This window comes from Cupriavidus sp. 01L45 (assembly GCF_056399885.1).
Genome location: NZ_JBFTSG010000012.1, coordinates 88025 through 102344, shown reverse-complemented (window position 1 = coordinate 102344; position 14320 = coordinate 88025). Strand labels below are relative to the sequence as shown.

Below are 14320 nucleotides of genomic sequence, written 5' to 3'. Positions count from 1 at the left end.
CCCGCCATGACCATCGACTACGACGCCATCATCATCGGCACCGGCCAGGCCGGTCCCCCGCTGGCAGCGCGCCTCGCCGCCGACGGACAGAAAGTGGCCGTGATCGAGCGCCAGGCGTTTGGCGGGACCTGCGTCAACAACGGCTGCATCCCTACCAAGACCATGGTGGCGAGCGCCTATGCCGCCCGCCTGGCGCGGCGCGGGGCCGAATACGGCGTGGTGCCCACCGGGCCGGTGACGGTCGACATGGCGCGGGTCAAGGCACGCAAGGATGGCGTGGTCGGCAACGCCAGGCATGGCGTGGAAACGTGGATGCGCAAGCTGGACCACGGCACCGTCTATCTCGGCCACGCCCGCTTCGAAGGCCCCGATACCGTGCGCGTGAACGACACCGTGCTGCGCGCCGGCAAGATCTTCATCAACGTGGGCGGGCGCGCATCGGCGCCGCCGATGCCGGGGCTGGACCAGGTGGATTACCTGACCAACGCCGGCATGATGCGTGTGGAGTCGCTGCCCCGGCATCTGCTGGTGGTTGGCGGCAGCTATATCGGGCTGGAGTTCGGCCAGATGTTTCGCCGCTTCGGCAGCGAGGTCACCATTGTGCAGCGCGGCCCGCGCCTGATCGAGCGGGAGGACCCCGATGTGTCTGACGCCGTGCGCGACATCCTCGCCGCCGAGGGCATCGGCCTGCGCCTGGACGCCGAGTGCATCGAACTGGAGCAGCGCGGCGGCGAGGTCGCGGTGAAGATGGATTGCGCGCATGGCGCGCCCGAAGTCGTCGGCTCGCACGTGCTGCTGGCGGTGGGCCGGCGGCCCAATACCGACGACCTCGGCCTGGACCGCGCCGGCGTGGCCGTCGACGCGCGCGGCTATATCCAGGTCGACGAGCAATTGCGCACCAATGTGCCGGGCATCTGGGCGCTGGGCGACTGCAACGGCCGCGGCGCCTTCACCCATACCGCCTACAACGACTTCGAGATCGTCGCCGCCAATCTGCTGGACGCGGCGCCCGGCGAAGCCGCCCGCACCGTTGGCGACCGCATCCCGGCCTATGCGCTCTACACCGATCCGCCGCTGGGCCGGGTCGGCATGAACGAGCACGAGGCGAGGCAGTCCGGGCGCAAGGTACTGGTGGGCATGCGGCCGATGACCCGGGTGGGCCGAGCCGTGGAAAAGGGTGAGACGCAGGGCTTCATGAAGATCCTGGTCGATGCCGGCAGCCGCGAGATCCTTGGCGCGGCGGTGCTGGGCGTGGGCGGCGACGAGGTGATTCACTGCATCCTCGACGCGATGTATGCGCGCGCGCCGTACACCGTGGTCCAGCGCGCCATGCACATCCACCCCACGGTGGCCGAGCTGATCCCGACCATGCTGGGCGAGCTTCGCCCGCTGGAACCGGCGGCACCGTGACCGGGGGGCGGCGAGCCTGCCGCTGAACATGTCCACAACCCCGCTGGCCCAGGGCCCGTGCGACGACGCCGCGATCCGGGCCAGTCCCGGCGGGCCGCCCTGCGCCAGGGCCGACGAGCCGTGGGTGCTGGCCGCCACCATCCTGGCTTCGAGCATGGCCTTTATCGATGGCACCGTGGTCAACTTGGCGCTGCCCGCGCTGCAGAAGGACTTCGGCGCCAGCCTGAGCGGCATGCAATGGGCGGTGGAATCCTATGCGCTGCTGCTGGCGGCGTTGCTGCTGGTTGGGGGCGCCGCCGGTGACCGCTTCGGGCGGCGCCGCGTCTTCGCGCTGGGCGTGGCGATCTTTGCCGCCAGCTCGGCATGGTGCGGCCTGGCCGGCAACATCGGCCACCTGATCGCGGCGCGTGCGGCGCAGGGCGTGGGCGCGGCGCTGCTGGTGCCGGGCAGCCTGGCATTGCTGTCGGCTTCTTTCGACGAGAGCCGGCGCGGCAAGGCCATCGGCACCTGGTCCGGCGCCACCGCCATGACCACCGCGCTAGGCCCGGTGGTGGGCGGCTGGCTGATCGAGCACCTGTCGTGGCGCGCGGCCTTCCTGGTCAACCTGCCGCTGGCTGCGGCGGTATTGCTGATCGTGTTCTGGCGCGTGCCGGACAGCCGCGGCCCCAGGCAAGCGGGCGGCCTCGACTGGGCAGGCAGCCTGCTCGCCGCGCTGGGCCTGGGTGGCCTGGTCTATGGCCTGATCGGATCGCCGGCGCTGGGCTGGGGCCACCCTGCGGTGTGGATACCGGCTGCCGCCGGCGTGCTTGCGCTTGGCCTGTTCGTGATCGTGGAGGCCCGCGCACCGAATCCCGTCATGCCGCCGGCGCTGTTCCGCTCGCGCGCCTTCCTGGGCGCCAACCTGCTCACCCTGCTGCTCTACGCCGCGCTGGGCGGCGGCCTGTTCTTTTTCCCGCTCAACCTGATCCAGGTGCAGGGGTATTCCTCGACGGCCGCCGGTGCCGCCCTGCTGCCGTTTATCCTGCTGATGTTCCTGCTCTCAGGCTGGGCCGGCGGGCTGGTGGACCGGCACGGCGCGCGCAAACCCCTGATCGTGGGCCCGCTGGTGGCGGCAGCGGGCTTTGCCCTGTTCGCGCTACCCGCCAGCGGCGGCAGTTACTGGCTGACCTTCTTTCCCGCGGTGCTGGTGCTGGGCGTCGGCATGACGATCAGCGTGGCGCCGCTAACCACCACGGTCATGAATGCGGTGCCGCCGGGCGCGGCCGGTACCGCGTCGGGCATCAACAATGCGGCGGCACGCGTGGCCACGCTGCTGGCGATTGCGGTGCTGGGGATTGTGATGGCGCGCGTGTTCGACCACCGGCTGGAGCGGGCGCTTGGCGCGCCGCCTGGTCAATCGCCGGCGGCCGGCGCCCTGCCGCCACAGGTGACGCTGGCCGTACTGGCACAACGCGGGAAGCTCGCCGCCATAGAGATCCCGATGGTGGCGGATCCCCTCGTGACAGCGGCCGTCCGGCAAGCAGTGGACAACGCCTTCGTGGCAGGTTTTCGCTGGGTCATGCTGCTCTCGGCGCTGCTGGCCACCGGCGGAGCGGCCTGCGCCTGGCTATTTCTGCGCCCGGCGCGCGGCCCGGTAAAGCAAGCCCCGGGCCCTTAGCGTCTGGGTGCCGGCGCCGCGCGCTCGCCCAGGTACACAAGCAGCAGTTCTTCGACGCTCAGGCGCCGAAGCCTGGCTTCGCGGCCGATGGCACGCTCCAGTTCGGAGCGCTGGAAGGCTTCCACGCTCATGCCGGCAGCGCGTGCATGGCGCTCAGTGATCACCTTGAGCAGCGCCACCACTTCGGGATTGTCGGCAAGAAAACGCTCGTGGGCTAGCTGCAGGCGTTCGGGAGAGAGAGTCATCGGAAGGGACCGCTTTGAGGTTGGTGGGGCGCGGCTGCCGCGTCGGCCGACGCGGCCCGGAACGGAACCGGACGGGACCGGACTTGCGCGCCAGGGCCCGCGCATTACACCACAGTACGCGATCCCCCTCAGGCATGCGAGGCAAGAACGGCGTGAGCGGCGGCCCATGCACGCCGCCCATCCATGCCGTTACTGCCTGGCGGTGTAGCGCTCCCGCTCCACGTAGCGAACCAGATAGTTGCGGGTCTTGGCTTCGGTATCCCGGCTCACGCGGTCCGCGGCCTGGCGCGCGCCGTCGCGGCCATGCGAGGACACCATCTGCGCGTCCAGGTACTCGCGAAATGCCGTGCGCATGGCGTCCAGCCGCGGCTGGCAAGCCTTGAGCGCGGAGGCGGCGAGATCCTGCGCCGAGGCGCGGCCGGACATGCCGGCATCGGCCTGGTCCTTGGCGCACGTGGTGTACGCGGCGCGCAGTGATTGCCATTGCTCGTTGGCTTCGGCGGAGGCTTGCGGATCGGCGGGCGCGTGCGAAGCACAAGCCGCTGCCAGCAAGGTAACGGGAATGAGGGCGAGAACGGATTTCATGTGTCATGGACTTATCTCGCGCGGCCGGGTTCCTGTCCAGATGAAACAGGTTGTTGCAAAGCGCCCACGCTTGTAGGACGCCGCGCCTCAAAAATGCATTCTCCGTCCTACAGCCATTCGCAAGAATGCCTTGTATATTGCTCCAGAAACGGTGGGAGTACGCCGGCTTTTCGGGAAAACCCGAGAACAAGATTAGCGGCGAGATTTCAAGTTTCTACAAGTGCCGATTACGCCTATCCTTTATGTGGGGTGCGCAGAGTGGCTCCGGGGTATCCGGTGCAGTGAGAGGTAAAACAATCAGGAGAGTGAGCATGGAACGCAGATCGTTTCTGACGGTAGGGGCTGGACTGGTGGTGGCAAGTTCAGGCCTGCTGGGCGCGTGTACCACCACACCCAATGCCCCCACCGACAAGGCGGCCAAGCGCCGCGAGATCGATGGCGGCGTGGACGGTACGCTCAACAAGCTGTACGAGACGGCGAAGGGTTCGCACGAACTCGCCAACCGCGCGCGCGGCATCCTGGTCTTCCCCAACGTCATCTCGGCCGGCTTCTTCGTGGGCGGCGAATATGGCGATGGCGCACTGCGCGCGGGCGGCGCCAACCGTGGCTATTACCGTCTCATCACGGGCTCGTTCGGCTTTCAGTTCGGGGCGCAGTCCAAGGCCGTCATCCTCATGTTCATTACGCAGGATGCATTCGACAAGTTCGTCGCCAGCAGCGGCTGGACCGCTGGCGTGGACGCCACCGTGGCTTTGGCGACGATCGGCGCGAATGGACAGCTGGACACCAATACCGCCCAGCAGCCTATCGTTGGCTTCGTGGTCACCAACGCGGGCCTGATGGGCGGCGTAAGCCTGACAGGCTCGAAGATCAGCAAGCTCGATATCTGAAGCCACGCAAGCCGGCCTGACGCCGGCCTGCATGCGGGGCCGGGTTGCGAAAGCAGCCCGGCCCCTGTCTTTTCCGGCCCTGCTGCCACTGCGCCGCCACTCCGGCCAAACTCCCTCACGCATTGTTACCGCATCCGACACGCTAACCGGCTAGAATCGCTCCCTTTGGCCGAATTCCCATGTGGTTCAAGAATCTCCAGCTGCACCGTCTGTCCGCACCGTGGTCCCTCGCCGCCGACGAGGTCGAAGCCTGCCTGGCGCGCCACGCCTTCTTCCCCGGCACCAGCCTGGAAATGCAGACCCAGGGTTGGGCCTCGCCGCGTGAAAACGGCGCCCTGGTGCATCAGGTCGGCAAGCAGATGCTGCTGACCATGCGCACCGAGAAAAAACTGCTGCCCTCCACCGTGGTCAACCAGGTCACCAAGGCGCGCGCCGCCGAGCTGGAAGAGCAGCAAGGCTTCAAGCCGGGCCGCAAGCAGATGCGCGAACTCAAGGAACAGATCACCGAAGAGCTGCTGCCGCGCGCGTTCAGCATCCGCCGGGACACCCGTGTGTGGATCGATCCGGTCAACGGCTGGCTTGCCATCGACGCCGCCGCCCCCGCCAAGGCCGACGAAGTGCGCGGCCTGCTGTTCAAGGCGATCGACCCGCTGCCGCTGGAAAACCTGCATGTGAACCAGTCGCCGGTCGCCGCCATGACCGACTGGCTGGCCACCGACACGGCGCCGGCCGGCTTCACCGTCGACCAGGAGATGGAACTGCAATCCAGCGCCGAAAGCAAAGCCACGGTGCGCTATGTGCGCCACCCGCTGGATGCCGAGGACCTGCGCCGCCATATCGCCGCCGGCAAGCGCTGCACGCGCCTGGCGATGACCTGGAACGACCGCGTGTCCTTCGTGCTGACCGAGTCACTGACGATCAAGCGCGTGGCGCCGCTGGACGTGATCAAGGAACAGGCCGGCGCCAGCGCAAGCGATGAAGACGAACGCTTCGACGGCGACTTCACCATGATGGCCGGCGAACTGGCCAATATGTTGTCGGATCTGACCGAAGCACTGGGCGGCGAGCGCAAGGCCTGAGCCGGCGGGCCTGATTGACAGGCCCGCGCCCTGGCAAGCATTAAACAGCACCGCCGCCCTGCGGTGCCGCGGCGTATCCCAGCAGCGCGCTGGCCGCCTGCGCCTCGCGGCGCACGGCGATGGCAATCGGCCCGTCCATCGCGGCATCGAAGCCGCCCGTGGCGCCCAGCGCCGTGATTACCCCACAGATGCGGCCTGTGTAGTCGTACAACGGCGCGGCCACGGCGCTGATGCCCTTCAGGTTGGTATCCCGCACCACCGCGCACCCCGCTCGCCGCACTTCCTCTCGCAGCACCCCGACAGGATCGTCACGATCGAGCTGCGCGCGCAACTCCGGCGCCGCCGCGGCGAGCTCTTCTTCCGCCATCGCGCGCACGCGCGGCTCGTCCAGCAGGCCGAGCAGCGTGCGCCCCGTGGCCGACCACAACATCGACAACACCGATCCCACGCGCACATTGACCGTCACGGGAAGCCCGGGCTCCTCGAAACGCACGATGGTCGGGCCCTTGTTCCCCATCACGGCCACGAAGCAGGTGACGTCAAGGCTCTCGCGCAAGCGGATCAGCGACGGCTCGGCGATCCGGACCGGATCCACCTGCCGCATCGCCGCCAGGCCGATCAGCATGGCCTCCACGCCGAGAAAATACTGCTGCGACCCCGACTCCTGCGCCACCAGCCCCTCATCGATCAGGCTGGCCAGGTAGCGGTGCACCTTGGCCGGGCTTTCGGCGATATGCGCGGCCAGCGCGGTCAGGCTGGCGCGCCCGCCGAGATTGGCCAGCCCCTTGAGCACGGTCATGCCGGTCTGCGCCGATTGCACGCGCTGCCGCCGCTCGCGCGCCGGCGGCTCCGCGGGCAACGCGGCGTCGTCTGGATCGAGTGTTGTCTTCATGGCCGGAGATTCTAGTGCGGTGCGGGCCGCCGCGTCAGGAACATTGGCACGGCGCCCGCAAACCCGCGTTAATCCACGTTAACCCGCATCGCCAGATTACGCAATGCGTATATCATTTACGCATAACGAAGTCGAAGACGCAAACAGCCGCCAAGCCGCTGCCGACAACAAAACGGGAAACAGGAGACAAGATGATCACAGTCCGCAAATGCATCGCCATGGGCCTGGCCGCCATCCCCTTGCTGGCGGCCACCGCCAGCGCGGAAACCGCCTTCCCGTCCAAGCCGGTCCGCTGGGTGGTGCCCTATGCGGCCGGCGGCGGATCTGACTTCCTGGCGCGCTCCATCGGCCAGGCGCTTTCCGCCCGGCTTGGCCAGCCGGTGGTGGTAGACAACAAGCCGGGCGGCAACACGGCAATTGCCGCGGCGGAGACCGCACGCTCCCCGGCGGACGGCTATACGGTGCTGTCGGCGGACAACGGCACGCTGGTGTTCAACCCGGCACTGTACAAGACCCTTTCCTACAATCCGGTCAAGGATCTGGCACCCGTCACCCTGCTGGGCCGCTTCCCGATGATCCTGGTGGTCGGCCCCGGCATGAACGTCAGCAACGTGCAGGAGTTCATCGCCCGCGCCAGGTCCAAGGCGGGCGGCATCGACTATGCCTCCGCGGGCGCGGGCAGCCCGCACCATCTTGCGATGGAACTGCTCAAGGTGGAAGCCGGACTGAATATGGTCCACGCCCCTTATCGCGGCGCGGCGCCCGCGCTGGCCGACGTGGCCGGCGGGCAGGTCCCGGCCATGATGGTCGACCTCGCCGCGGGCGCGGGCTTTATCAAGGGCGGCAAGGTCAAGGCGCTGGCCGTGGCCAACCCGACCCGCCTGCCCCAGTTGCCGGACGTGCCAACCTTTGCCGAGGCGGGCTACAAGAACGTGGAAGCCGCGGCCCTGGTCGGCATGGTAGTGCCGGCCGCCACGCCGCCGGACATCATCGCCACGCTGAACAAGCAGGTGGTGGCCGCCATCAAGGAGCCGGCCGTCAACAAGCGGCTGGTGGACTTCGGCGTGGAGCCTGTGGGCAACACGCCCGCGCAATACGCTGAGCTGCTGCGCAGCGAGACCACACGCTGGCACAAGCTGATCCGCGACCTGAAGATCACCCTGGACTGACCGCCGCGCCTTGTCGCGCAAGGACCCCGCAAAACGAACACCGGAGCAACAAGCATGGCCAACGCCACCCCCAATCCGCGCGCCTCGGGATGCCCCGTTGACCACAGCTTGCTGGCGGCGCAACGCACGCCAACCGGCTGCCCGGTCAGCCAGGGCGCCGCCGGCTTCGATCCCTTCGAGGATGCCTACCAGCAGGACCCGCCCGAATACGTGCGCTGGGCGCGCGAACAGGAGCCCGTCTTCTACAGCCCGAATCTGGGCTACTGGGTGGTGACGCGCTACGACGATATCAAAGCGATCTTCCGCGACAACCTCACGTTCAGCCCCTCCATCGCGCTGGAGAAGATCACGCCGACCGGGCCGGAGGCCAACGCCGTGCTGGCCTCTTACGGCTACGCCATGAACCGCACGCTCGTCAACGAAGACGAGCCCGCGCACATGCCGCGGCGCCGCGTGCTGATGGAGCCTTTCACGCCGGAGGAACTCAAGCATCACGAACCCATGGTGCGCAGGCTGGCGCGCGAGTATGTCGACCGCTTTATCGACGACGGCCGCGCCGACCTGGTCGACCAGATGCTGTGGGAAGTGCCGCTGACCGTGGCGCTGCATTTTCTCGGCGTGCCCGAGGAAGACATGGACCTGCTGCGCAAGTATTCCATCGCGCATACGGTGAACACCTGGGGGCGGCCCAAGCCGGAGGAGCAGGTGGAGGTCGCGCATGCGGTGGGCAACTTCTGGCAGCTCGCCGGCAAGATCCTCGACAAGATGCGGCAGGACCCGTCCGGGCCGGGGTGGATGCGCTACGGCATCCGCAAGCAGCAGGAGCACCCGGAGATCGTGACGGACTCCTACCTCCATTCGATGATGATGGCCGGCATTGTCGCCGCGCATGAAACCACCGCCAATGCGACCGCCAATGCCATCAAGCTGCTGCTGCAGCATCCGCGCGCATGGCAGGAGATCTGCGAGGACCCGGGCCTGATCCCGAACGCGGTGGAGGAATGCCTGCGGCACAACGGCTCGGTGGCCGCCTGGCGGCGCCTGGCCACGCGCGACGTGCAGGTTGGCGGCGTGGACATTCCCGCCGGCTCCAGGCTGCTGATCGTGACGTCGTCGGCCAATCACGACGAGCGGCACTTCGCCGACGCGGATCTGTTCGACATCCGCCGAGAAAACGCCAGCGACCAGCTCACCTTCGGCTACGGTTCGCACCAGTGCATGGGCAAGAACCTGGCGCGCATGGAGATGCAGGTTTTCCTGGAGGAACTCACGCGGCGCCTGCCCCATATGCGCCTGGCGGAGCAGCGCTTCAGCTACGTACCCAACACCTCGTTCCGCGGCCCCGAGCACGTGTGGGTGGAGTGGGACCCGAGGCAGAATCCCGAGCGCGCCGACCCTGCCTTGCTGGACGTACAGGTGCCGGTACGCATCGGCGAGCCTTCGGGCCATGCCCTGAGCCGGCCGGTGGTGGTGGCTGGCGCAGCCCGCGCGGCCGAGGGCATCGTCAGGCTGCGGCTGGTATCGCCCGATGGCCAGCCGATGCCGCGCTGGACACCGGGCTCGCATATCGACGTGGAATGCGGCGATACCGGCCTGTCGCGGCAGTACTCGCTGTGCGGCGATCCGGACGACAGCGGCGCGCTGGAGATCGCCGTGCTGCGGGAAGCGCAAGGCCGCGGCGGCTCCGCATGGGTCCATGACAGCGTAAAGGCCGGGGACCGGCTGAAGATCCGCGGACCGCGCAATCACTTCCGGCTGGACGAGAGCGCGGGCAAGCTGATTCTTATCGCCGGCGGCATCGGCATCACGCCCGTCAGCGCGATGGCGCGGCGGGCGAAGCTGCTCGGCATGGACTACGAACTGCACTACAGCGGCCGTTCACGCGCATCCATGGCACTGCTCGACGAACTGTCCGCGCTGCATGGCGATCGCCTGCATCTCTACGCCAGGGACGAAGGACGGCGCAACGATTTCGCCAGCCTGCTCGCGCATCCCGAGCCGGATACGCAGATCTACGCCTGCGGCCCGGCGCGCATGCTCGAAGCCCTGCAGCAAGCCTGCGCGGGCTGGCCCGAGGACGCGCTGCGGATCGAGCATTTCCAGTCCGCGCTGAGCACCCTGGACCCCGGCCAGGAGCAGGCCTTCGAAGCCGAGCTGAAGGACTCCGGCCTTGTCGTCACGGTGGCGCCCGGCCAGACCCTGCTGGCCGCGCTGCGCGCCGCAAACATCGACATGCAGAGCGATTGCGAAGAAGGCCTGTGCGGCTCGTGCGAAGTGCGCGTGCTGGCCGGCGAAGTGGATCATCGCGACGTGGTGCTCACCCGCGCCGAGCGCGAAGCCAATACGAAGATGATGGCGTGCTGCTCGCGCGCGAAGTGCACGCGGCTGGTGCTGGAGCTGTGAGCGGCGGCGCTTGTCCGCGCGCCGCCGTCGTTGGCCGAGTCGATCAGCCGCCCTGCTCCGCCACCAGCCTGGCGTCGATCGCACGCGCGCGCGCCACCGCCGGACGCGCGTTGATGCGGTCGATATAAGCCTGCACCACCGGCGTCGCCTCGACCAGCTTGAACATGGTGGTCCAGGTCAGCGCGGTGCCCCACAGCACATCGGCGGCGGTGAAGGTATCGCCCAGCAGGTAGGGCCCTTTTTCCAGCTGGCCGAGCAGCGTGCCGATCGTGGTGTCGTAGTCTCCATAGGGACACATCGCGCGCGGCGTCTCGCGCTGCTGCGAGCGGTCCACCAGCGCCGGCTCGAAGCACGAGCCGTAGAACGCCATCCAGCGCAGGTAAGGCCCGCGCAGCGGATCGGTCAGCCCGGGAGCGAGTCTTGCCTGCGGGAAGAGGTCGGCCAGGAAGATGAACACGGCGGTCTGCTCTGTCACCAGCGCGTCGCCATGAAGAATCGCCGGCACCTTGCCCATCGGATTGATGGCCAGGTAAGCCGGCTCGCGCTGCTCGCCGGCCTTCATGTTGAGCGGGTGGAGGCGATACGGCACGCCCAGTTCCTCGAGCAGGGTCAGTGCGCCGGTGGAACGCGTATTGGGCGAGTGGAACAGGGTGACTTCAGGCTGGGACATTGCGTTGGCTCCAGAGGGGGAAAGCAATCGGTAAGATCGGATCGGATCGGAAGAGAGCGCCGCTACAGGCTGGCGCCATCCACTTTCCTGGGCTGCAGTTGTGTCAGGTCGACGCCATCCAGGCAGCGCACATTGATGGCCGCCACGCGCGAGCCGTCCGGCATGCTGCCCAGCGCGTAGGCCTCCACGCCGCAGGTCTCGCAGAAGCGATGGTCGATCACATGCTTGTTGAACTTGTAAGTGCGCGTGGCCTGCGCGCCGTCGGTCAGCGTGAACTTGTCCGCGGGGGTGAACGACCAGATGAACCCGCGCTTGCTGCATAACGAGCAATTGCACTCGATGGCGCCAGCCAGGTCGATGTCCACTTCATACCGTACAGCGCCGCAATGGCAGCCGCCGGAGTAACGGGATTCTGGCATGGTTGTCTCCGATATCATGGCGCTTTGCCGAAGCCCATAGTTTTGCACCGATCCTCATGCCCAGATTGGAAAAACGCGACACGCATGCACCCGTCACCGCCGAGCCCAAAGGCATCGTTGACCCGCGCGGCACCGGGCGCCGCATCCGGCTCGGCCGCTATCTGCCATCCGAGGCGCTGGCGCCCTTTGTCGAGCACTACTGGATCGTCGAGTGGAACCTGGAGGGCCACGCGCCGGAGGTGCAGCGAGTGCTGCCCTATCCGAACGCCAACCTGGTGTTCGACCACAGACAGACGGCGATTTTCGGCGTGGTGCGCGGTGTCTTCGACCGCAAGCTCGAAGGCGCTGGCCATGTGCTCGGCGCGCGCTTTCGCGTGGGCGGCCTGCGCCCCTTTCTGGATGAGCCGATGTCGGCGTTGACCGATGGCACGCGCCCGGCGCGCCCTCTGCTGCAGTGCGACGAACGCCACGCGGAAGCACTGGTGCTCGATGCCGGCAGTGACGAGGCCATGGTGAGCGCCGCCGAATCCCTGCTGTCCGGCGCATTGCCCGCGCCAGACCCGGCCGTGGAGCAACTGCAACGCGTGGTGGCGCATGCCGCCAGCGCGCAGGGCCCGGCCAGCGTGGAAGCGCTGGCGCAATACGCCGGCGTGGGCGTGCGCGCCCTGCAGCGGCTGTTCCAGGAATATGTGGGCGTGTCGCCCAAATGGATGCTGCGGCGCTATCGCCTGCAGGAAGCGGCATGGCGGCTGGCGCGCGGGGAGCCAGTCGGCCTTGCCCAACTCGCCGCGGATCTCGGCTATTTCGACCAGGCCCACCTGACGCGCGATTTCACCAGGCTGGTCGGGGTTTCGCCGGGCGACTACCAGCGCTCGCAAAACACGTCGGCAAACAGCCGCTGACCGCCACGGCAGCAGCGCAAGCTTTGTCAGCCGGCGCTGCCGATGTGTTCCGCCAGGTAATCGATCAGCACCCGCACCTTCGGTGGCAAAAAGCGATTGGGCGGATAGAGCAGCCACACCGAACCCACATAGGCGCGCGCCTGCAGCTCCCAGTCGGCCAGCACCTGCACCAGTTCGCCACTCTGCAACGCGCCGGCCGCGGCGAAATCCGGCAGGCTGGCGACGCCGAAGCCCTGCTGCGCGGCTTCAAGCCGCGCGCCAGCGTGGTTCGCGATATAGCGCCCCCGTACCTCCACGGTCTGCGTCTCGGTGTCTCTGCGAAACCGCCAGCGGTTGTCGTCGGCGGTTTCGCCAAGGTACAGGCAATCGTGCTGCGCGAGCTCGCGCGGATGCGCCGGCGTGCCGCGTGCGCGCAGGTAAGCCGGCGAGGCGCACAGCACCCAGCGCACCGTGCCCAGGCGCCGGCCCGCAAGGCCGGGCGGCGGGTGCTGGGTCGGGCGGATCACGAGATCGAGGTCGTCATCGAGCGGATCGACCTCGTGATCGGTAAACAGCAACTGGAGGTCGATCTCCGCGTACGCGCGCAGGAAACCCGGCACGAGCGGATGGATCACCGTCTTCGCAAACGCGGTCGGCGCGCTCAATCTGACCCGGCCTTGCGGCCGGCCCATCAGGTGACCGGCCGCATCCATCGCCCCCGACGCGGCGCTCACCACGTCGCGGCAGTACCGGTACACCTGCGCACCCGACTCCGTTACGCGCACCTTGCGGGTCGACCGCTCCAGCAGGCGGGTCGCCAAGGCTTCCTCCAGCCGCTTGATCTGGCGGCTGACCGTGGAAGGCGTGCTGCCGAGCTGGCGCGCGGCGACCGAAAAATTGCCCGCATCGACAACGCGCGCAAACACCGCCATGTCGGGCAGCAAGGCGAAAAGTTCGGTTGGGTTCATATGGCGTGATCGCGGCCGGTGCACTGGATTAATGCATCTGTGACATAAAGGCTTTGCACATCGACCCGATTATCACCGTGGATGCAAAATTCGACAATGCAGGACCCATTGCCCGAGAACCGCCATGCCTGCTCAAAAACGCTTACTCCTGCTGTCCGACCTGATGCTGCTCGCGGTTGCCGTGGTCTGGGGCAGCAGCTACGGCGCGGTCAAGAGCGCGCTCGTGTTTTATCCCGTACTGGGCCTGCTGGCGTTGCGCTTCGGCATCACCTTCCTGGTGTTGTCGCCCACGCTGGCCAGGCTGCGCCACGCCGACGCCGCCACGATGCGCGCCGTGCTTGGCACCGGGGTACTGCTGCTGGGCATCTTCCTGTGCGAGACGTTTGGCGTGCTGCTCACGCGCGCGTCCAACGCCGCCTTCCTGATCAGCTTGTGCGTGGTGCTGACGCCGCTGGTCGAATGGCTGCTGCTCAAGCGCAGGCCGGGCACCATCGAATGGGCGGCGGTAGCCCTCTCGTTGCTGGGCGCGTGGTTGCTGGCCGGCGACGGCGAGTTCGTCCTCAATCCCGGCGATGGACTGATCCTGGCCGCCGCGGTGTTGCGGGCGCTAATGGTGTGCGTGACCAAGCGAGTGATGCGCGCGGCGCCGCTGCCGGCTCTGACGATGACGGCGGTGCAAGCGGGCGTGGTGGCCGCAGGCAGCGCGGCCCTGGCGCTGGTCCTGATGCCCGCCCAGTGGCAACCCATCCCGTCGCTCTCCGGCCACGGGGCATTCTGGGCCACGGTGCTGTACCTGGTGATCGCCTGCACGCTGTTCGCATTCTTCGCGCAGAACTACGCCATCAAGCGCAGCAGCCCCACGCGCGTGGCCTTGCTGATGGGCAGCGAACCCGCGTTTGGCGCCCTGTTCGCAGCCTTGTGGCTGGGGGAAAGGATCTCGGCCACCGCGTGGACCGGCGGTGGCCTGATCGTCGCGGCATCGCTGCTGGCCACGGTGCGCTGGCGCAAGCCGGCCAAGGCAGAGGTACCGCAGGCCACGCAGGCCTGACGCC

At 67.8% G+C, this 14320-nt stretch carries 14 protein-coding genes; 8 read left to right on the top strand and 6 right to left on the bottom strand.

The features are described 5' to 3' along the window. Positions 1-6: 6 nt before the first annotated feature. The gene (locus AC1DT6_RS10685) at positions 7-1410 is read left to right on the top strand and encodes an FAD-containing oxidoreductase (protein ID WP_441625555.1); all 1404 of its coding nucleotides are present in this window, start codon (positions 7-9) and stop codon (positions 1408-1410) included. A gap of 28 nt (positions 1411-1438) precedes the next feature. Then, the gene (locus tag AC1DT6_RS10680; protein WP_441625557.1) at positions 1439-3067 is read left to right on the top strand and encodes an MFS transporter; all 1629 of its coding nucleotides are present in this window, start codon (positions 1439-1441) and stop codon (positions 3065-3067) included. Here AC1DT6_RS10680 and AC1DT6_RS10675 read toward each other — a convergent pair. Further along, positions 3064-3312 carry a DUF6388 family protein gene (locus AC1DT6_RS10675; protein WP_441625559.1) on the bottom strand — a complete coding sequence of 83 codons (249 nt, stop codon included), beginning with the start codon at positions 3310-3312 and terminating at the stop codon, positions 3064-3066. The two genes, AC1DT6_RS10680 and AC1DT6_RS10675, sit on opposite strands and share 4 nt — an antisense overlap. A 189-nt stretch (positions 3313-3501) precedes the next feature. Then, positions 3502-3897, bottom strand: a complete 396-nt coding sequence (locus AC1DT6_RS10670) for a hypothetical protein (RefSeq protein WP_428178970.1) — start codon at positions 3895-3897, stop codon at positions 3502-3504. Positions 3898-4208: 311 nt separating this feature from the next. Here AC1DT6_RS10670 and AC1DT6_RS10665 point away from each other — a divergent pair, with 311 nt between their 5' ends. Then, complete coding sequence (locus AC1DT6_RS10665; RefSeq protein ID WP_441625562.1) at positions 4209-4787, top strand: BPSL1445 family SYLF domain-containing lipoprotein; 579 nt, start codon at positions 4209-4211, stop codon at positions 4785-4787. A gap of 179 nt (positions 4788-4966) precedes the next feature. Further along, positions 4967-5866, top strand: a complete 900-nt coding sequence (locus AC1DT6_RS10660; protein WP_035875521.1) for a recombination-associated protein RdgC — start codon at positions 4967-4969, stop codon at positions 5864-5866. Positions 5867-5906: 40 nt separating this feature from the next. On the opposite strand, the gene AC1DT6_RS10655 is transcribed toward AC1DT6_RS10660, so the two are convergent. Further along, positions 5907-6758, bottom strand: a complete 852-nt coding sequence (locus tag AC1DT6_RS10655; protein ID WP_441625564.1) for an IclR family transcriptional regulator — start codon at positions 6756-6758, stop codon at positions 5907-5909. A 218-nt stretch (positions 6759-6976) separates the two neighbouring features. Between AC1DT6_RS10655 and AC1DT6_RS10650 the strand changes: the two genes are divergently transcribed. Further along, positions 6977-7927, top strand: coding sequence for a Bug family tripartite tricarboxylate transporter substrate binding protein (locus AC1DT6_RS10650; protein ID WP_414629495.1), 951 nt, complete (start codon positions 6977-6979; stop codon positions 7925-7927). A gap of 54 nt (positions 7928-7981) precedes the next feature. Further along, positions 7982-10330: a cytochrome P450/oxidoreductase gene (locus tag AC1DT6_RS10645; RefSeq protein WP_441625566.1), complete on the top strand. Its 2349-nt coding sequence runs from the start codon at positions 7982-7984 to the stop codon at positions 10328-10330. A gap of 43 nt (positions 10331-10373) precedes the next feature. On the opposite strand, the gene AC1DT6_RS10640 is transcribed toward AC1DT6_RS10645, so the two are convergent. Both AC1DT6_RS10640 and AC1DT6_RS10635 read right to left on the bottom strand, forming a co-directional pair. Beyond that, complete coding sequence (locus tag AC1DT6_RS10640; protein ID WP_441625568.1) at positions 10374-11000, bottom strand: glutathione S-transferase family protein; 627 nt, start codon at positions 10998-11000, stop codon at positions 10374-10376. Between the two features lie 62 nt (positions 11001-11062). Next, a complete protein-coding gene (locus AC1DT6_RS10635) occupies positions 11063-11419 on the bottom strand; it encodes a GFA family protein (RefSeq protein WP_035875530.1) in 357 nt (118 codons plus the stop codon). Between the two features lie 56 nt (positions 11420-11475). Here AC1DT6_RS10635 and AC1DT6_RS10630 point away from each other — a divergent pair, with 56 nt between their 5' ends. Then, complete coding sequence (locus AC1DT6_RS10630; RefSeq protein WP_441625570.1) at positions 11476-12321, top strand: AraC family transcriptional regulator; 846 nt, start codon at positions 11476-11478, stop codon at positions 12319-12321. A 26-nt stretch (positions 12322-12347) separates the two neighbouring features. Here AC1DT6_RS10630 and AC1DT6_RS10625 read toward each other — a convergent pair whose 3' ends face one another. Beyond that, a complete protein-coding gene (locus tag AC1DT6_RS10625) occupies positions 12348-13268 on the bottom strand; it encodes a LysR family transcriptional regulator (RefSeq protein ID WP_477102589.1) in 921 nt (306 codons plus the stop codon). Positions 13269-13392: 124 nt separating this feature from the next. Here AC1DT6_RS10625 and AC1DT6_RS10620 point away from each other — a divergent pair, with 124 nt between their 5' ends. Beyond that, on the top strand, positions 13393-14316 hold the full coding sequence (locus AC1DT6_RS10620; protein WP_441625574.1) for a DMT family transporter: 924 nt from the start codon (positions 13393-13395) through the stop codon (positions 14314-14316). The last annotated feature ends 4 nt before the right edge of the window (positions 14317-14320 follow it).

Coding starts and splice junctions, on each gene's coding strand:
- AC1DT6_RS10685 (WP_441625555.1), top strand. CDS start 7: ATGACCATCGACTACGACGCCATCATCATCGGCACCGGCCAGGCCGGT.
- AC1DT6_RS10680 (WP_441625557.1), top strand. CDS start 1,439: ATGTCCACAACCCCGCTGGCCCAGGGCCCGTGCGACGACGCCGCGATC.
- AC1DT6_RS10675 (WP_441625559.1), bottom strand. CDS start 3,312: ATGACTCTCTCTCCCGAACGCCTGCAGCTAGCCCACGAGCGTTTTCTT.
- AC1DT6_RS10670 (WP_428178970.1), bottom strand. CDS start 3,897: ATGAAATCCGTTCTCGCCCTCATTCCCGTTACCTTGCTGGCAGCGGCT.
- AC1DT6_RS10665 (WP_441625562.1), top strand. CDS start 4,209: ATGGAACGCAGATCGTTTCTGACGGTAGGGGCTGGACTGGTGGTGGCA.
- AC1DT6_RS10660 (WP_035875521.1), top strand. CDS start 4,967: ATGTGGTTCAAGAATCTCCAGCTGCACCGTCTGTCCGCACCGTGGTCC.
- AC1DT6_RS10655 (WP_441625564.1), bottom strand. CDS start 6,758: ATGAAGACAACACTCGATCCAGACGACGCCGCGTTGCCCGCGGAGCCG.
- AC1DT6_RS10650 (WP_414629495.1), top strand. CDS start 6,977: ATGGGCCTGGCCGCCATCCCCTTGCTGGCGGCCACCGCCAGCGCGGAA.
- AC1DT6_RS10645 (WP_441625566.1), top strand. CDS start 7,982: ATGGCCAACGCCACCCCCAATCCGCGCGCCTCGGGATGCCCCGTTGAC.
- AC1DT6_RS10640 (WP_441625568.1), bottom strand. CDS start 11,000: ATGTCCCAGCCTGAAGTCACCCTGTTCCACTCGCCCAATACGCGTTCC.
- AC1DT6_RS10635 (WP_035875530.1), bottom strand. CDS start 11,419: ATGCCAGAATCCCGTTACTCCGGCGGCTGCCATTGCGGCGCTGTACGG.
- AC1DT6_RS10630 (WP_441625570.1), top strand. CDS start 11,476: ATGCCCAGATTGGAAAAACGCGACACGCATGCACCCGTCACCGCCGAG.
- AC1DT6_RS10625 (WP_477102589.1), bottom strand. CDS start 13,268: ATGAACCCAACCGAACTTTTCGCCTTGCTGCCCGACATGGCGGTGTTT.
- AC1DT6_RS10620 (WP_441625574.1), top strand. CDS start 13,393: ATGCCTGCTCAAAAACGCTTACTCCTGCTGTCCGACCTGATGCTGCTC.